The sequence below is a fragment of the Parablautia muri genome (assembly GCF_009917485.1).
In the GTDB taxonomy this organism is placed as follows: Bacteria; Bacillota; Clostridia; order Lachnospirales; family Lachnospiraceae; genus Suilimivivens; species Suilimivivens muri.
On record NZ_QZDT01000013.1, the window covers coordinates 31,096 to 49,461 of the forward strand.

12 protein-coding genes and 1 pseudogene are annotated in these 18,366 nt (G+C 42.9%); 5 read left to right on the forward strand and 8 right to left on the reverse strand.

Going from position 1 to position 18,366, the window contains the following annotated elements; genetic code table 11:
• Positions 1–242 precede the first annotated feature (242 nt).
• Together D5281_RS09520 and D5281_RS09525 are read left to right on the forward strand one after the other, a co-directional pair.
• Positions 243–2,006 carry an Rqc2 family fibronectin-binding protein gene (locus D5281_RS09520; RefSeq protein WP_160559935.1) on the forward strand — a complete coding sequence of 588 codons (1,764 nt, stop codon included), beginning with the start codon at positions 243–245 and terminating at the stop codon, positions 2,004–2,006.
• Between the two features lie 34 nt (positions 2,007–2,040).
• Complete coding sequence (locus D5281_RS09525; RefSeq protein WP_160559936.1) at positions 2,041–4,383, forward strand: LysM peptidoglycan-binding domain-containing protein; 2,343 nt, start codon at positions 2,041–2,043, stop codon at positions 4,381–4,383.
• A 32-nt stretch (positions 4,384–4,415) separates the two neighbouring features.
• On the opposite strand, the gene D5281_RS09530 is transcribed toward D5281_RS09525, so the two are convergent.
• From D5281_RS09530 to D5281_RS09565, 8 genes and pseudogenes are all read right to left on the reverse strand, one after another.
• The gene (locus D5281_RS09530; protein ID WP_160559994.1) at positions 4,416–4,670 is read right to left on the reverse strand and encodes a spore coat protein; all 255 of its coding nucleotides are present in this window, start codon (positions 4,668–4,670) and stop codon (positions 4,416–4,418) included.
• 16 nt (positions 4,671–4,686) lie between these two features.
• The gene (locus D5281_RS09535; protein ID WP_120469869.1) at positions 4,687–4,872 is read right to left on the reverse strand and encodes a hypothetical protein; all 186 of its coding nucleotides are present in this window, start codon (positions 4,870–4,872) and stop codon (positions 4,687–4,689) included.
• Positions 4,873–4,997: 125 nt separating this feature from the next.
• A complete protein-coding gene (locus D5281_RS09540) occupies positions 4,998–7,013 on the reverse strand; it encodes a putative polysaccharide biosynthesis protein (RefSeq protein WP_160559937.1) in 2,016 nt (671 codons plus the stop codon).
• Positions 7,014–7,034: 21 nt separating this feature from the next.
• Positions 7,035–8,480, reverse strand: coding sequence for a glycogen synthase GlgA (glgA, locus tag D5281_RS09545; RefSeq protein ID WP_160559938.1), 1,446 nt, complete (start codon positions 8,478–8,480; stop codon positions 7,035–7,037).
• Between the two features lie 206 nt (positions 8,481–8,686).
• Positions 8,687–9,433, reverse strand: coding sequence for an SDR family NAD(P)-dependent oxidoreductase (locus D5281_RS09550; RefSeq protein ID WP_160559939.1), 747 nt, complete (start codon positions 9,431–9,433; stop codon positions 8,687–8,689).
• A gap of 237 nt (positions 9,434–9,670) precedes the next feature.
• Entirely contained in the window at positions 9,671–11,215 is a 1,545-nt protein-coding gene (locus tag D5281_RS09555) for an O-fucosyltransferase family protein (protein ID WP_160559940.1), read from the reverse strand.
• Positions 11,216–11,479: 264 nt separating this feature from the next.
• Positions 11,480–11,827 (reverse strand): annotated as a pseudogene (locus D5281_RS09560) (sporulation initiation factor Spo0A C-terminal domain-containing protein); the annotation flags it as partial.
• 261 nt (positions 11,828–12,088) lie between these two features.
• On the reverse strand, positions 12,089–12,979 hold the full coding sequence (locus tag D5281_RS09565; RefSeq protein WP_160559941.1) for a YitT family protein: 891 nt from the start codon (positions 12,977–12,979) through the stop codon (positions 12,089–12,091).
• A gap of 560 nt (positions 12,980–13,539) precedes the next feature.
• On the opposite strand from D5281_RS09565, the gene D5281_RS09570 reads away from it, so the two are divergent.
• The 3 genes from D5281_RS09570 (at position 13,540) to D5281_RS09580 (ending at position 18,352) form a co-directional block, all read left to right on the forward strand.
• Positions 13,540–15,444, forward strand: coding sequence for an endonuclease MutS2 (locus tag D5281_RS09570; protein WP_160559942.1), 1,905 nt, complete (start codon positions 13,540–13,542; stop codon positions 15,442–15,444).
• 149 nt (positions 15,445–15,593) lie between these two features.
• Positions 15,594–16,169 (forward strand): TetR/AcrR family transcriptional regulator, encoded by a 576-nt coding sequence (locus D5281_RS09575; protein WP_160559943.1) that lies wholly within the window; start codon positions 15,594–15,596, stop codon positions 16,167–16,169.
• Between the two features lie 209 nt (positions 16,170–16,378).
• The gene (locus D5281_RS09580) at positions 16,379–18,352 is read left to right on the forward strand and encodes an oleate hydratase (protein WP_160559944.1); all 1,974 of its coding nucleotides are present in this window, start codon (positions 16,379–16,381) and stop codon (positions 18,350–18,352) included.
• Positions 18,353–18,366: the final 14 nt, after the last annotated feature.

Genomic DNA, 18,366 nt, shown 5'->3' on the forward strand with positions numbered 1-18,366 from the left:
AGACATTTTCTAAGTATGAAGCTTCGAATCATCTTAGGCGGCGTTTTCAGTTGCCCGAGAAAGACAGCTTTACTTTTTCATCATCCTCACATTCTTCTCTATTATAGGCGAAGCATACAAAATCGTCAAGTTCATCCTGAACCAGTTGTGGTAAAAAAGGAATTGCTATATAATTAAGTTAGAAATATAAAAATTGTAGTATGCCAGCGCCTATTTACAGGCCCGGCAGGAATGGAGATTTCATGGCATTTGACGGAATTACGATTGCTTCAATTGTAAAAGAATTAAAAGACACTTTATCCGGAGGCCGTATATACAAAATTGCCCAGCCGGAAAATGATGAGCTTTTACTTACCATAAAAACAGCTAACGGAGGCCAAAGGCGCCTGCTTTTATCGGCAAGCGCTTCCCTCCCGCTGGTTTATCTCACGGAAGGAAATAAGCCAAGCCCTATGACAGCGCCGGGATTTTGTATGCTGCTGCGCAAGCATCTCCAAAACGGCCGAATCACGGATATCACACAGCCGGAGCTTGAAAGAATCATCCATCTTCATGTAGAGCATTTAAATGAAATGGGTGATCTTTGCCACAAGCGGCTGATTGTGGAAATCATGGGAAAACACAGCAACATCATATTTATAGATGAGGACAATCTGATCATCGACAGCATTAAACATATCTCCGGCATGGTCAGCTCTGTCCGGGAGGTACTGCCCGGACGCCCTTATTTTATTCCAAAGACACAGGATAAAGAAAATCCCCTTACTGTGGATTTCCCATCCTTTCAAAAGGCCGTCACTTCAAGAAATATGCCGGTATACAAAGCCCTCTATGGCCACTACACCGGAATTTCACCGGTTATGGCCCAGGAAATATGCCATCGCGCCGGGGTAGACGGGGATGTTTCAACCGCTTTTTTTGATACGCCTCCCCAGGGTGAAAAAGCTTTAGACGCTCTTTACCAGTCTTTTTCCGGTATCATGCAGCAAATCCAGGCGGGCGCTTTTTCGCCTGTCATTGTTTACGAAAATGGTACTCCGGTGGAATTTGCGCCACTGCCATTAACCATCTATGCGCAGGACCATTTACAAACCAAAAGCTTTGACTCCATCAGTACTCTTTTAGAGCAGTATTATGCACAGAGGAGTACGGTAACACGCATCCGTCAAAAATCTGCTGACCTGCGGAAAATCGTGCAAACCGCCCTAGAACGGAATGTAAAGAAATATGATTTGCAATTACGTCAAATGAAAGATACGGAAAAAAAGGATAAATATCGGATTTATGGCGAACTGTTAAATACCTACGGGTATGGAATAGCTCCCGGTGCTAAATCCATGGAGGCGCTGAATTATTATACCGGGGAGCCTATCACCATCTCTCTTGACCCACTTTTAACCCCATCTGAAAATGCCAAAAAATATTTTGATAAATACGGCAAGATGAAGCGTACTTATGAAGCTTTATCCACCCTTACCACGCAGGTGAAGGAGGAAATTGACCATCTGGAATCCATTCAGACCGCCCTTGACATTGCCCTTTTGGAGGAAGACCTTGCACAAATCAAGGAAGAACTGATTGAGAATGGATATATCCGCCGGAAAGGCGGCGGCAAGAAAATTAAGTTTACCAGCAAGCCCTTCCACTACGTCAATCAAGACGGTTTTCATATTTATGTGGGCAAAAACAATTACCAAAATGACGAGCTTACTTTTAAATTTGCCACAGGCGGCGACTGGTGGTTCCACACAAAGGGCATCCCCGGTTCCCATGTTGTTTTAAAGGCCGATGGCGCACAGCTTCCTGACAGTGCCTTTGAAGATGCCGCCAGACTGGCCGCATATTATTCCAAAGCCCGGGGACAGGATAAAGTGGAAATTGATTACACAGAAAAGAAAAACGTCAAAAAGCCAAACAGCAGTAAGCCCGGATTTGTAGTTTACTATACCAATTATTCCATGATGATTGATTCTGACCTATCAGGTCTTACTTTATTAGAAAATTGATGGCAGATGCAAAGCAGAAAGGAGCGCTGTAAAGATGCGCAAAAATGTGATAAAAAATATCATTTGCTGCAAGAAACGCTTTCTCCTTGTTTTCTGTGTATTGCTTCTTCCTGCAGCCCTGGGGCTTATCGGAACCGCGGACAATCGGCAAAAGACCATAGAGCAAGACCCTGCGCTATATAAAACCATAGATGCGGAAGGTATTTTTCATATATATGATTTGGAGGATTTTGCAGCCTTCCTGAAATATGTCAAAACCGGTCATCAAAAGCTGGATGCTGTGTTGGAAGCAGATCTTGAAATGCCAAGGAGTCCTTACTGGGTTCAAAATTATTCCGGCCATTTTGACGGCCAGGGGCACAGAATTACAGGGGCAACCCATGAATTGTTTCTTTTATTGGAAAAGGATGGAATCGTTGAAAATCTGATTGCGGAGGTCAATATAGAGCCCTATGAGAACACTGATACCGGCGGATTGATTTACTATAGCTGCGGAACCATCCGCAACTGTGAAGTTTACGGAACGGTTACCGGATATCATTATGTAGGAGGCATTGCCGCCATCAATTTAGGTTTGATTCAAAATTGCAAAAATTACGCCTCGGTTACTTCCTTAGAAGATGGCCAGACTATAGAGTACAGCCACTGGACAGACGGGTATGGCGCCGGCGGAATCGCCGGACTGTGCGCTACCACCCGAAGTGAAACAGAAATTCCGGAAATATGCGCCATCATTGATTGCGAAAATTATGGCAGCGTAACCGGCAAAAGCTATGCCGGAGGAATTGTCGCCTATTTAGATGACCGGACCGATGAACTGGCCCCTGCCAGCTCTGTACAGGAATTGATCCAAAATAAGGACTTTACCACACCCTCTGACCAGTTTCAGGAAAGCGATGCATCCACACCATCCTTTTCCCAGGCACAAAATTCCTCCAAGAATCAGGAGGAAAGCATACCCGTCCCTCAAGGGCATTATTCTCTTATGAGGTGCTGCAATTACGGTACCGTCACCGTCCAAAACAGACAGGATCCCAGAACTTTGTGGTACACCCAGGCGGCAGGTATCTGTGCGGAATTACATTGGGGCAGTCTTTATGAATGCGCCAATTTGGGAAAAGTCTGCTTTGATGAATCAGCGCCAAAATACAGCGAAAGCGGATATATCTACACCAACTGCCCCATGGCAATCACCTATAATCTTGGATTTGCACCTACCCAGGAACACCACGTTATCAACTGCGTAAATTTAAAGGGCACCGTTGCTGAGACCATGCGTCACGAAAATATCATGGAGCTTTCACCAGATGAGATGGCGGCATGGAAGGAAGGGAATTATCAGGAAGATTATATCAGCAACAATTGGGAATTTGACCTTCCTAAGGCCATAGAGGTTTGCGGTCTGCAGTCGTTAAATATCAGCCCTAATCCGCTTTTATCCGAAGCTTCTTCCAAGCAGCCGAAAGCTTCTTTGGATCAGAAAGAAATTTCTTTTAGCCAGAAAAAAAATTATTATCTCTGTGATGCATTTGCTATTTGCCTTCCGGACTATTTCGAAATAGAGGAAGTCGGCCTTTCTACAGAGGATTCTTCCAAACCTTATGCCCTGCATATCACCATACAAAAAGAAGCCTATAAAAAAGCTTTATCTGAGCAGGAAAATGCTCCAACCAATGGAGACGAAGTCCATCATACACCATCTCGTCTCACAACCGGGCTTACAGATGAGGAATGCTGGATTGTCCGTAAGGATGCGGACATATGGACGGCTCTTAAGGAGGCAAAAGAATCCAATACCCGGGATGAATGGCGGGTAAGGTATTTTTTAGAGGAACTTTTTGAAACTGTTTCACCTTATCACTATATGGACATCTGTTCCTTAAACCTGCCCTTCCACAATTCCTTTCAAGCCAAAAGCTTTAGCGGCAGGCGTATTTTTGCGGAAGCCTCTATCCCGGATATGAGTCTGTACAGTTATTTACAGGAGGGCGACCATTTGTTGGGCAATATGCTTGTTATGCCCTTACAGGGTTTACAGGAGCCTTTGGGGGAACAACTGAAAGCACAGTGGATTATGGTTTTTACCATGAAAGGAACCAATATCCATCCCTCCCGCGCCTTTATTGATTTGGTTGAATCCTGCTTTTATCCTTTGGATGGAACGGAAGGAATACATACGGTCAAAGCAGGTGACAGCCTTTGGCAGCTGGCAGATGATTATACCTTGCGACCGGAGAATTGGAAGTTGATTGCGGACTTGAATGGAATCGATGACCCTGCATACATTTTACCGGGTACTGTTCTGATTGTGCCATCCTTAGAAGCATGGGAAAAAGATCAAGCAGTGCTCTCCTCCTCTCTCATTATGAGAAATTAGGCGGCTGCAAAATGCATCCGCCTAAAGCACTTTTAAAGTGTAGAGCTGGTAAACAGGCTCTTTACATGGTCAATCTCTGTCTGTGTGGCCTTTGCCGCAGGCACATAGTAAGATTTTTCCCTTGCAATCTGATACAATTCTTCCTGTGACTGCTCACAGCTATTTCTAAACTGCTTAAGTGTCTGCTTAAGCTCCTTGTTTTCTGTCTGTGCAATCATTTCACCAAAACGCACAAGCTCTCCGTTAATCCCTGTAAGGGTATCTGCTACCATTGTTTTTTCATTCATTTCCATGTCTGCCTCCTTACTGCAAAAACTTCATTAATGCATTTTTGTTTTCCATTGCTGACTTAGCCCCTTTTTCAAAGAACTGCTTTACCTGTGTATCTGATGCACAGGATGCATATTCCTTCATTTTGCAGTGTGTTACGTCATAACCGCCGATTAAGTGGCGAAGATTCTGTAAATCAAGTTCTGATAAGTTAGCCATAAAAAATACCTCCTGAAAATATTGTCTCGTTAGACGTTTTTATTATTTCCAGGAGATTTTATTCTATACGGTTTCCTTTTTTCCACATTTTTATTTTATGATTTTTTTATTTTTACAGACATGCTCTAATCGTCCAGCCAGTAATCATCATCTTCTTCCGGGTCCGGATAATCCTTATCCCACTTTTCACTTATTTTAGGATTTCTTATCGTACCCAAATTGCCCGTTTCCCATATAGATACGTTTTGTATATGAGCAAATTTATCATTCCTTATCTTACCTGTTGCCGCCATTTCTTCTGCTGCTGCTATTTCCGCTGCCGTAGTCAGTTCTTCTTCTATCACCTTTTCTTTTACTGCGGCTTTCTTTTTTCCTTTGGCATTCTTTTCCTCTGCAGCCCGTCTTTCTGTTGTCTGTTTTTCCGTTGTTTGTTTTTCCGCTGCCTTCTTTTTTGGCGCCGGTGCTTTCTTTTTCCCGGTACCTTTTTTCTTTTTCTTATCATCCTTCTTCAAGATACCGGTCTTTTTCGCAATGGAAATCATCATGTAGCCCTTAGGCATACCGCGCATTTCCTCCTCCGACACAGCTCTCCACCGTATCACCAGAATGAAATAAACCGCAGCCCCTGCCAGGATGGCAGCTATCAGCGAAAGAATATTAATTTTACACAAAAAATAAAGGCCCTGGTACGCACCGAATACCACGACTCCCATTATAGCGGAAGCCGCCGCCGGTATGAAAAAGGTTTTTAATGTCTCCTGTCGGTATTTCAGATAGCGGTGCACTGCAATTTGGTTAAGAACACACAGGATAAAGGCATAGAGCACAGTGGCAAATACATAATAGTAAAGGCTGTACTTTTCATCCATAAAAAGCATCATGGCCACCATTACCCCTGCATGGATGAGTACCGCCGCCAATGCGTTTATAATCGGCGTCTTCATCCTTCCAATGGATTGCAAAATCGCCTGGGTGAGGGTCGATAAGGAATAAAAAATAATGCTGACCGCCATGCAGGAAAGCAATATAGAGGAAATCTCAAGGGTATCCGGCTGATGGAAAATCACCATCATCACCGGCTTGGAGAGCACCCCAATCCCTACCGCACAGGGAATGGAAATCAGCATGGTTACCTTCACTGACTTAGCTACCTTGCCGCGCACCCCCTTTAAATCTCCCTGCACAAAATCACTGGAAATACCGGGTATCAGAGCAGTTGCCATGGCGGAAGCTAAGGCAATCGGTATATTGGAAATCTTGGTCCCCTTAGCCATCGTACTTAAATCGGTGGCCACAAGCGCTTCCTCTAAATGCCTTACTTCCATCATGATTCTCTGATAAATATTGTTGTCTAGGAAAGTGTTTACATTATAAACGCCTGTACTTATGATAAAGGGAGTCACCACCAGCAGAATCATCTTCATAATATCCTTGTAAGATTCATCCTCATGGTTTTTATCCCGTTCTATTCTTCTTTTTATAGTCTTTCGGTTCAGTGCATAAACAGCCAGCATAAACAGAAGCCCCGCCAGTACACCGGCACCTGTACCTATGGTTCCCCCTGCTGCGCCGTAAGATGCTCTCGTTGTGGCATCTTCGTTGGCCACCATCTGCACCAGCAGATATGCCATGCCGATACTTGCTCCCGCATTCACAAGCTGCTCCATAATTTGGGACACAGAGGTCTGCACCATAGTTTTGTGGGCCTGGAAATATCCTCTAAGTACCCCAAGTATGCCGCTGAAAAAAATAGTGGGTGCCAAAATCTTAAGGGGCAGAATGGCGCTTTCCATCTCCACCAAAAGTCCCGCTCCAAAAAACACAAATAAGCTGGCAATACTACCTACTACCAGCACATAAATAAAAGCGCAGCGGAAAATTCTGTGCGCGTTCCGATATTCTTTTGTGGCAAGCCTCTGTGCAATTACCTTAGATACAGCTGACGGAATGCTGTAGGAAGAAATCAGCAGGATAATACTGTACGCATAATAAGCGCTGTTATAATATCCATTTCCTTCATCTCCTATAATCGCTACCAGTGGCGTATTATACAGAAGTCCAATCATACGGACGATGATTCCGGCCGAAGCCAGAATCCCCGCCTGCATTATAAAACTATCCTTTTTTTTGTTGTTTGGCATTCCTGCTATACTCCAAAAATCTTATCCTATCAGCCAATCATACATTTCCTGATATTTCGCCGCTGAAACATGCCATGAAAAATCAGCTGCCATAGCACGATCCACGATCTTATTCCATTCACGTTTTTTATCATAATAAACATGCTCCGCGTAGCGGATGGTATTGAGCATCTCGTGTGCATTATAATTGGTAAATGAAAATCCTGTTCCTGTGCCTTCGTATTCATTATAAGGCTTCACCGTATCTTTCAGTCCACCTGTTTCCCTGACAATGGGAACAGTACCATAGCGAAGACTCATAAGCTGGCTTAAACCACAGGGTTCAAACAGCGAGGGCATTAAGAAAGCATCACTGGCTGCATAAATCTTATGGGATAATGCATCTGAATAATATATATTCGCAGATATCTTGTCATTATACTTCCAATCAAAATGCCGGAACATATTTTCATAGCGTTCTTCGCCGGTGCCCAATATCACAAGCTGAACCGCATCCTGGCACAGCTCATCCATGACATAAGCAATCAGGTCGAATCCCTTCTGATCTGTCAGTCTTGACACAATACCGATCATCATCATCTTTTCGTCCTGTACAAGTCCAAGCTCCGCCTGCAGCGCGCGTTTGTTTTTGGCCTTTTCCTTACGGAAGTTCACCGCATTATACTTATGCTCAATATGAATATCCGTCTCAGGATTAAATTCCTCATAATCAATGCCATTTACAATCCCCCGCAGGGAATTGCTTCTCGCACACATAAGGCCGTCTAGCTGTTCTCCGTAAAATGCTGTCTTGATTTCCTCCGCATAGGTATCGCTTACCGTGGTAATGGCATCCGCATAGACAAGACCGCCCTTTAGCAGGTTCGCGTCCTTAAACAATTCCAGTTTATCCGGCGTAAAGTAATAGGACGGAAGGCCTGTAATATCCTGCACTTCCTTAATGCTCCATTTTCCCTGGAATTTCAGATTGTGGATCGTCATAACAGACTTGATTCCGCGGTAAAAATCGCTCCCCTGGAAACGTTCTTTCAAATACACCGGAACAAGGCCCGTCTGCCAGTCATGGCAGTGGATCAAATCAGGCCTGAAGTCAATGACGGGTAAAATGGACAATGCTGCTTTGGAGAAAAATGCGTATTTCTCAATTTCAAACAGTGCATTATCGCTGTACGGCTTAAAGCCGTTAAAAAACATTTCATTATCAATGAAATAATATTTAACGCCTTCCACTTCTGCGTATAAAATACCCACATATTCGTTTTTCCAATGAAAATCCATATAAAAATGCGTTACATAGCTTAACTTATCCTTCATTTCCTGCGACATACAGGTATATTTAGGAAGAATGACTCTCACATCAAAATACTGCTTATCAATACATTTCGGTAGCGAGCCCACCACATCCGCAAGCCCGCCCGTCTTGATGAACGGAACACCTTCCGATGCGACAAATAATATATTTTTCATCCCTGACCCTCCAATAACTGTTATTTCATACCATTATACAACATCCATCCACCTAATTAAAGCAGAATTTGTAAATTTAGTACAAAACTGGTAATGGTTCGTAACCGTTTCTCCAATCTGCATTATTCAACGATTCGATTCATCTAAACTCTTACCAAAACTGGCTGGCCTTACGGCCAGCCCGAAATTTTTTCTTTTATATTTTGTTAAACCCTGCTGGCGCCATCTACTGATAAAATCTCACCTGTCACGTAGGAGGCCATATCGCTGGCAAGATAAAGAAACGCATTTGCAACCTCCTCCGGCTCGCCTGGTCTGCCAAGAGGTATCTGAGCGGAAATTCTTGCTACCATGTCAGCCGGAAGCGATGCCACCATATCTGTTTTAGTTACCCCAGGCGCTACGGCATTCACACGGATTTTATCTTTTGCTAACTCCCTTGCAAGAGAAATAGTCATACCATTCACCGCAAACTTGCTGGTAGGATAACCTACTCCTGCAGGCTGTCCTGAGATACTCACCATAGAGCTGGTGTTGAGAATACAGCCGCCGCCCTGTTCCTTCATGATTTTTGCCGCAGGCAGAATGGTATAGAATAATGCCCGCACATTTAAGTCAATACATTTATCAAATTCCTCAGCCGTGTAGTTATAAAGAGGTGTGCTCTGAGAAATTCCTGCATTGTTTACCAGGATATCAATTTTTCCAAACTTCTCCTTTATGGCCAAAATAGCCTTCTCAACCTCCCCTGCATCTGTCAGCTTCGGGCACATGCCGTCCACTTCCCACGATGTATTTTCCGCATTTAATTTTTCCAGCGCCTTGTCCACCGTTTCTTGTCTGGAACCAAACAATACTACTTTTGCACCGTTTGCAAGGTACTTGCGTACAATCTCAAATCCAATTCCTCTGGTTCCCCCTGTAACTACTGCTACTTTTCCCTCTAGCAACATAAATAACCCTCCATTTCTGCTTTATACGCAAACTTTGAGATAGCATAAACTGCCTGGACCTGGAAAGCTTTTTCTGCGAGAATCAAAGCTTAATCCATCCCTCTGTTTTTTAGTATACCACAAAGATATCATTCATGTAAAGTTACGCAGATTTCCATTTATCCTTTCATTTTTTATCGGTTACTTTTCGCACATTGACCATCAGTCCGCTTCTGACTAGTCTGCGAAAAATAACATTTAATATACGCCCAAATCAAAAACATAAGATTGTGAATGCCTGTCCTCTGCTAATTTTTCCACCAGCCCCACTCCGCTGCACCGCCCTGATGCAAGGAAAAACCTGCATTCTGACAATAGCACCATGGCGCACAGATAATCGGCCCCATATTTCCAGCCTTCACCTGGTTTCCATGTATCTTTTTCCCTCTGTTCGCTCAGGTATTCTCCTTTTTGAGAGACAAATCTTTTTTGATCCACATATTTGACCTTATCCCCAAACGCCGACTGCATCTTCCTAAGCGCCTCTGCATCCTCCGTTGCCACAAATATATTTTCAAAATTCCATTCTTCTTTGGGAAGCTCCTTTATTTTTTCAATTACTTGTTCTGGTGTTGCCTGCACGGAATGTCCCTTCGGCTGCACTGCCACATAATCCGTTCCCCTGATCAACACCCCCAGCGTTTTTTCAGGTTCCTGTAAAATACGTTTACGATATCCATCAATGTGCTCTAATAATCTGTCATTAAAAAGCTCCGGATTCAATAGGTTCATTGCTCCACATCCCGTCATTTGCTGCATAAGCCATCTTCCTGGATTACTAACAGGTGTTAGCGGTGAAATTGTAACATCGCCCACATCTTTTAAATCATCCCGACAAATCCCTGAAGGCTGCCTGAAAAACTTACACCAAATATCATCTCCCGGACCATCACTATAAATAGAGCCAACTGCAGATACAATATTTATAATTGGTATATATCCTTTGGCTGCAAGATACGCACAGGGTATCTCAAAACCATTTACCATTGCTACTAATCCCAAGCCACCGCAGCAAACATCTATAACAAAAACCTTTCTATTTGAGTTCTCCGAAACAATTTGATGCTGCGTAAAATAATACACTAAGGTCATAATTTCATCATAAGAAAAAAGTCCCATTTTGCATCGTTTCAAGTACTCCGCCACATTTGAGGTAAATGCTCCTAGGCTCATTATTTTTTTATTTTTTAGCTCCTGTTCCCATTCTGGCCCATCTGTTGTCACAAAAACATCCGTATTCTTAGGCCCCTTCCCCAAATATGGAAGCATTGCCTTCCAGTCTTTGCCAAACAAAGCAATTTTTCCTTTATAGTTATGAAAGCATTGCTGGTATAGTAAAACTGAAAATTCATTTACCCCGCAAAGGCATACGCATTCGTATAAATCAAATACTGATGTATCTATCCTTTGTATATCACAATCATAATTATGACGATAACTGCTAATACAATATTTTGCCATAGCAATCGGATTTCCCTCCGGGTCTAAAATGGGTACGGCTCCATCAATATGCGGATTGGAACGTAATTGCAAAAAAACATTTTCCCCGGCCACTGCATAGCATCTCTCATCAATTCGTTCTTTTTTGATATCCTCAGCATTGATGTATATCTTGTTCCCATCCTCTCCAATCACACAAATCACATCATTCTCATGTCCTGACGCACAAAGTTCTTCCAGCATCTCTTGTGACAAATTTTCTTCCTCTATCGAGTAAATCGCTCCATCCACTAATTCTATCATTAATGATTTCTCCTTCGTGTTGTTTCATCCATTTATCCCAAACAGAGGTATGAATAAAAGGAATATTTATTTTTATATTAGCAAAGCATTCCACTTACGTCCACATAAAAAAATGAATTTAGCAGATCAAATAATCCTTTTTCCTAAAAAAACTTCAAAAACTAAGCTGGTCTAATGACCAGCCTGGCTAAATCGGGCAAGCCGCTCTGTAAAATGCTGCAAAGGCGGCTCTCCTCCATGATATTAAAATGAATGATACTGCGATTAACGATATTGAAGTCTTATTTTGTCTGCTATCAGGGCAATAAATTCTGAATTGGTCGGCTTACCCTTCCCCGTGTTAATGGTGTACCCAAACATAGCGTCTAAGGTTTCCATCCTTCCCCTGTTCCAGGCTACCTCAATTGCATGGCGGATGGCGCGCTCTACCCGACTTGCTGTAGTCTGGTTTTTCCTGGCAATGGTAGGATACAAAACCTTGGTGATAGACCCAAGCATATCCGGGTTCTCCACAGACATCATGATTGCCTCCCGCAGATATTGGTACCCTTTAATATGGGCAGGAACACCTATCTCATGAATCATATCCGTAACATCCTTTTCCAGATTACGCCCAGGTTTCTTGTCCACTTTAACAACGCCCTCTTTATCCACGTCCATCTTGCCGCCGGATGGAACTGTTATCATGATCTGGAATTCCCTGTCCATATGTATCAGTTCCCCTAAAATCTGATATACCTTCTCTGTATCTTCAATTGTTGACAAATTCAACTGTTCCATCATATTCCCTCCATTTTTCACAAATATTGCTATGAAATTATTATAAAGAACATGATATGCCAATTCAACTGTCATTCATCGCGCAATTCTCGGTCAATCATTAGGCCTTTTGTAAAATCTCCCCGTAATCTGCTCCGTCTTCATGGTGTTGATAAAAGCATGCTCATCCACCTCCCTGATTTTCGCCACCACCTTACGGATTTCATCACTGCCTACCACTGAGTAAAGCATATTACACTCCTGTTTCTTATAGCATCCTACTCCCTTAAACAAGGTTGCATCATGATTGGTTATGTTTTTTATTTCCACGTAAACTTCTTCCGGCTTTTCCGTGATAATAAACAACGTTTCCTTCTGATAATGCCTATAAATCTGATGCAGCACCTGGGTGGAAGTAAACTGAAAAATGATGGAATAAAGGGCTTCCGTCCAGCCAAACAATGCGCCTGCAAGCAGGAGAATCAGCACATTGCCTACGAAAATATAATTCCAGGTATCAATTCCATACTTTTCCGAAAAGAAAATGGCAATAAAATCTGTCCCTCCACTGGTTGCATGGGCGAAAAGGCAAAGACTGATTGCGAAGGCGTTGATAATTCCGCCAAATACGCATACCAGCAAAATATCCTGGGTTACCGCATATCCGGGGAGAATATCTGTCAGGATACCGGAGAGTACAATCATCAGGCAGGAATATCCGGTAAACTTCTTTCCAATAAATTTAAAGCTGATAAAAACAGGAACCGCATTCAGCAGCAGGTTCACAGCCGTGTAGGGAATTTTTATATTGAAAAACTCATTTCCAATCTGCTGGATAAGCAGGGTAATCCCGTTAAATCCGCCGGGAATTAAATTGCCGGCATGAATAAAACTGTTGATATTCAGCGCCATAATAAATGATGCCGCAATTACCAGCAGTAGCCTCTTTGCTTCATTAAAAATATCGGATTCCGCATTTTGACTTGATTCAGATTGTTTTTTCATGATACTCCTCCCCCGTTGAAATAGTTTTAAACTTATAAAAGCACCCGATTATTGTAACGCTTGTATTAAGATATCTCAAGCAGTTTTTTAGTATTGCCGAATAGATAAAAAGAATTCTGACAAAATATACTTGACAGAAAGCAATTTAATATATATAGTGAAAAAAGATTCAATTTCAGGAGGATTGTGCATGTTAAGTGTTATTGTAATGGAGAAAATTGCAAAATAAATATTGCAAGGGCTCTTTCGGCTTCAGGTTAAAAGTATGCCCATTGCTGACTGTCTCATGTCAGCGTTTTCGCCTTACAATTGCTTAATATTGTGGTATCATTTGAGGAATCCTATTAGCATGGCTGTATTGTATGGTCATGTTTTTTAATCCCCAAAATTCATTCTATCAACAGACTAACAGACCATGGTATTTTACGCTCCCGGGCGGCCATGGTCTTTTTTGATAGCCAATCAGCCAACACGCAATGCGTAATCCGTGTTCGCTATTTGATTGTAAGGCAATGTTACTTTATTGACTGGTCATTTTATAAACGAAAGGATATCAAAAAATGAATGTGGAACAGCAAATCGAATTTGACAAAATAAAGGAACTATGGATGAATCTGGCTGCAACTCAGTGGGCAAAGGAACAGATTAAAGAAAAAGCTTTCTGTCTTGATGAGGGAAGTTTGCGAAAACAGCTCAAAGACACCACCAACAGCCGGGATCTAATGGAAAAGCTGGGGGCGCCGCCCTTGCAAAATCTCACTGAAATAAAAGAGATTTTAACAATTGCCGAGACAGGAGATTGCCTTACGCCCTACCAGTTAGAGCGTGTGGAAAAGGTTCTGGTTATGATAAACCGCCTGAAAAAATACCTGCAGGGAGGAAAAGGATACGATAATCCGCTGGCTTATTATGAGGAAAATCTGAATGTCCCAGAGGAACTTCAGGAGGAAATCAGCCGTCAAATCAGAAACGGATCGGTGGATGATTACGCCTCAAAGGAGCTAAGCCAGCTTCGGAATCAAATCGTAAAGTGTGAGGAACAGATGAAGCAGAAGGCGGACCAGATTATGCGTGCCAATAAGGAAAGTATGGCTGACCATTACGCTACTTACCGGAACGGCAGAATCTGTATTCCGGTGAAAAAGGAATATAAGCATAAAATCCCCGGCAGTGTAATTGATAAATCCTCTACCGGAAATACGTTATTTATTGAGCCTGCAGGGGTTGCAAAGTATTATGATGAACTGCAGGCGCTCAAAATAGGGGAAGAAAATGAGATATACCGTATTTTGTATACCCTGACAGCTTTTGTCTCGTCATCTGCTCCAATGCTGCATGCAAATATAGCCGTAATTGAAAAATTAGATTTCGTCTTTTCCAAAGGAAAATTGAGTATTGACCTTGGAGGCGCAGAACCGGCTATTAACACCAGACGCAAAATCCTTTTAAAGGATGCCAGGCATCCGCTGATGGATCCAAATATAAATATTCCCCTGAAATTTGAAACAGGTGAATCTGTCCGCGGGATTATCATAACAGGCCCTAACACCGGTGGAAAAACCGTAGCCATAAAAACAGTCATGTTAAACTGCATGATGGCACAATGCGGATTGCATGTAACCTGCAAAGATGCGGATATTTGTATGAACAATTCTTATCTTTGCGATATTGGAGACAATCAGAATATTGCGGAAAATCTGTCAACCTTTTCAGCTCACATGAAAAATGTGCTGGAAGTACTCTCTGAAGCGGACAAGGACTCCCTGGTGATTATGGATGAGCTTGGCTCTGGGACCGACCCAGCGGAGGGTATGGGGATTGCCATTGCCATATTAGAAGAACTCAGAAAAAGCGGCTGCCTTTTCCTTGTCACCACCCATTATCCACAGGTCAAGGAATATGCGGATAAAGCGCCTGATATTATGAATGCAAGGATGACCTTTGACAAAGAAACCCTACGGCCAACTTATCAGATGGTCCTAGGCGAAGCCGGGGAAAGCTGTGCTTTTTATATTGCGGATAAGCTTGGAATGCCAGGTGAAATGTTAAAAACCGCTATCAGAGCCGCCTATGGGGAAGATGCAGTAAAGGATTATCCCTTCCGAAAAGAAAGCGCGGTAATTGAAAAAAGAAAGTCCCGTAAAATCTCAAAGGAAAAAAAGGAAAAAGCTAACTTAAATCTCAGCACAAAATATAAGCTGGGAGACAGCGTTATGATTTATCCTGATAAAAAGATTGGAATTGTATGTAAACCAATCAATGAGAAAGGAATTTTACGCGTACAGCTGCCCGGCAAAAAAATATGGATCAATCACAAACGGGTAAAGCTGCATGTGGCAGCTACGGAATTGTATCCGGAGGATTATGATTTTTCAATCCTTTTCGAGACCGTGGAAAACAGAAAAATAAAGCACAAAATGGAAAGAAAATATACGGAAGAAATAATCCGGTATGAAACGGTCTGAAGCGGCGGCCTGGCAGTTAACATGGAGAATTAGTTGGCTTTTTGTAGGGCATGTGGTAAAATGCAACAAAGAGTCTGAAAGGAGGCTTCCAAACTTTTTATTGGTGGCAGTATCGCAGGCAAAGCCTGGGATATGCAGGGGGTATCGTTATGTCCAACGCAACAAAAACCGCACTGGAGACATCGCTGAAAAAGCTTTTAATGCATAAAAAAATTGACAAAATCACAATCAGCGATTTAACCTCCGACTGCGGCATCAGCCGAATGGCGTTTTATTATCATTTTAAGGATATTTATGATTTGGTAGAATGGGTGTGCATCGAGGATGGCAGACGTATCTTACAGGGTAAAAATACCTATGATACATGGCAGGAAGGCATGCTCCAGGTTTTTGAGGCAGTGCTGGAAAGCAAGTCTTTTATCCAAAATGTATACCACAGCATCAGCCGCGAAAAGATTGAAAATTATCTCTACAAGCTTACTTTTAACCTGATCTCAGATGTGGTGGAGGAAAAATGTGTGGACACCCAGCTGGCGCCGGAGGATAAAGCATTTATAGCAGAGTTTTATAAATTTGGCTTTGTGGGAATTATGCTGGGTTGGATTGACCGGGGCATGAAGGATGATTACCATGAAATCGTAAAAAGAATGAGTATCACCCTTCATGGAAACATAACCCAATCCATTTCCAATTTCCAGCAAAGCCAGAAATCCCCAGCAAGCTGACCAAATATCGGCCTTTCAACACAGCGGTGCAGTACATAACTATCATATTTTTTATCAAAACAGGCTGAATGATAATTTTTTAATCATTCCGCCTGTTTTGTAAATGGAAATCATTGCCGCAAAAATATAAGATAGGCTCATGAAAACAAACGCAGTCTCCTTTATGGGTCTGCTTATTGCAAAAAGCAAAGAGAAAGGTGGATAAACATATGTCAAACAAAAAAGGATTAGGACTGAGCGTAGCGGCAATTGCAGCAAGCGCAGGTATCGCAGCTGTTGCAGCCCAAAATCACAAAAAAACGCAGAAAGCAGCGTCCAAAAAAAAGACTGAGGCGCAAAGACAAGAATACAGGAACACAGAAAGAGACAAACAGCAAAAAAACAGCAAAGGGATTTATTACACAAACGGTAATTATGAAGCCTTTGCAAGGCCCAGGAAACCGGAAGGCGTAGATGAAAAAAATGCATATCTTGTAGGAAGCGGATTGGCCAGCCTTGCAGCAGCCTGCTTTTTGGTGCGCGATGGGCAGATGCCCGGCTCCCACATTCATATTTTAGAAGCTATGGATATTGCCGGCGGCGCCTGCGATGGAATTTATGATGCAACCAGAGGCTATGTGATGCGCGGCGGACGTGAAATGGAAAACCATTTTGAATGCCTGTGGGATTTGTTCCGCAGCATCCCCTCTTTAGAAACCCCCGGCGTATCGGTGCTGGATGAATACTACTGGCTGAACAAGGAAGACCCTAATTATTCCTTGTGCCGGGCTACCATAAACCGCGGGGAGGATGCTCACACAGACGGCAAGTTTCATTTAAGTCAAAAGGGCTGCATGGAAATCATGAAGCTATTTATGACCAAGGACGAAGATTTGTATGACAAGACCATTGAGGATGTCTTTGACGATGAAGTATTTGGCTCTACCTTCTGGTTATACTGGCGGACAATGTTTGCTTTTGAAAACTGGCACAGCGCTTTGGAGATGAAGCTTTATTTCCAGAGATTCATCCATCATATTGCAGGACTGCCGGATTTCAGCGCACTAAAATTTACCAAGTACAATCAATATGAATCCCTGATTCTTCCTATGCAGAAATATCTGGAGGACGCAGGCGTTGACTTCCAGTTTCATACGGAAGTAACCAACGTCATTTTTGAAATAGAAAAGGGCAAAAAGGTGGCAAAGGCAATTGAATGCCGGGTAAACGGCATAGAAAAGGGAATCAGTCTTACCGAAAACGACCTTGTATTCGTTACCAACGGCAGCTGTACGGAAGGAACCGTATATGGCGACCAGAACCATGCGCCCAACGGTGACGCTTTAGTCCGCACCAGCGGCTGCTGGAGCCTTTGGAAAAATATTGCAAAGCAGGACCCTTCCTTCGGGCATCCTGAAAAGTTCTGTTCCGATGTTTCCAAAACCAACTGGGAATCCGCAACTATTACTACCTTAGATGATAAAATTCTTCCTTATATTACAAATATCTGTAAACGTGATCCCAAGAGCGGCCGTGTAGTCACCGGCGGTATCGTAAGCTGCCAGGATTCCAGCTGGCTTATGAGCTGGACCATCAACAGGCAGGGACAGTTTAAAGAACAGGATAAAGATAAGGTATGCGTTTGGGTATATGGATTGTTTACGGATGTTCCCGGCGACTTTGTCAAAAAACCCATGCGTGAATGCACCGGTATGGAAATCACCCAGGAATGGCTCTATCATCTGGGCGTGCCTGTGGAGGATATTCCCCAACTGGCAAAGCACAGCGCTGTCTGCGTTCCTACCATGATGCCTTATATTACAGCATTCTTTATGCCAAGGACAAAGGGCGACCGTCCTGACGTGATTCCTAATGGCTGTGTCAACTTTGCATTTTTGGGACAGTTTACGGAAACTCCAAGAGATACTGTTTTTACCACCGAGTATTCGGTGAGAACCGCCATGGAGGCTGTTTATGGACTGCTGGGCGTAGACAGAGGCGTACCGGAAGTGTGGGCCAGCGTTTATGACATCCGGGAACTATTAGAGAGCAGCGTAAAGCTTATGGACGGCAAATCTCCTCTGGAAATTGAACTGCCGGGACCTTTAAATGCTCTGAAAAAGCCTATACTCCGTGTGGTAAAAGGAACTGTAATAGAGAAATTGTTGCGCGACCACAATGTGTTGCGAGAAGGCATGATCTAAACAGCCCATACACA

Excerpts from the sequence above, each read along its gene's own strand:
- D5281_RS09520 (WP_160559935.1), top strand. The coding sequence starts at position 243 with ATGGCATTTGACGGAATTACGATTGCTTCAATTGTAAAAGAATTAAAA.
- D5281_RS09525 (WP_160559936.1), top strand. The coding sequence starts at position 2,041 with ATGCGCAAAAATGTGATAAAAAATATCATTTGCTGCAAGAAACGCTTT.
- D5281_RS09530 (WP_160559994.1), bottom strand. The coding sequence starts at position 4,670 with ATGAATGAAAAAACAATGGTAGCAGATACCCTTACAGGGATTAACGGA.
- D5281_RS09535 (WP_120469869.1), bottom strand. The coding sequence starts at position 4,872 with ATGGCTAACTTATCAGAACTTGATTTACAGAATCTTCGCCACTTAATC.
- D5281_RS09540 (WP_160559937.1), bottom strand. The coding sequence starts at position 7,013 with ATGCCAAACAACAAAAAAAAGGATAGTTTTATAATGCAGGCGGGGATT.
- glgA (WP_160559938.1), bottom strand. The coding sequence starts at position 8,480 with ATGAAAAATATATTATTTGTCGCATCGGAAGGTGTTCCGTTCATCAAG.
- D5281_RS09550 (WP_160559939.1), bottom strand. The coding sequence starts at position 9,433 with ATGTTGCTAGAGGGAAAAGTAGCAGTAGTTACAGGGGGAACCAGAGGA.
- D5281_RS09555 (WP_160559940.1), bottom strand. The coding sequence starts at position 11,215 with ATGATAGAATTAGTGGATGGAGCGATTTACTCGATAGAGGAAGAAAAT.
- D5281_RS09565 (WP_160559941.1), bottom strand. The coding sequence starts at position 12,979 with ATGAAAAAACAATCTGAATCAAGTCAAAATGCGGAATCCGATATTTTT.
- D5281_RS09570 (WP_160559942.1), top strand. The coding sequence starts at position 13,540 with ATGAATGTGGAACAGCAAATCGAATTTGACAAAATAAAGGAACTATGG.
- D5281_RS09575 (WP_160559943.1), top strand. The coding sequence starts at position 15,594 with ATGTCCAACGCAACAAAAACCGCACTGGAGACATCGCTGAAAAAGCTT.
- D5281_RS09580 (WP_160559944.1), top strand. The coding sequence starts at position 16,379 with ATGTCAAACAAAAAAGGATTAGGACTGAGCGTAGCGGCAATTGCAGCA.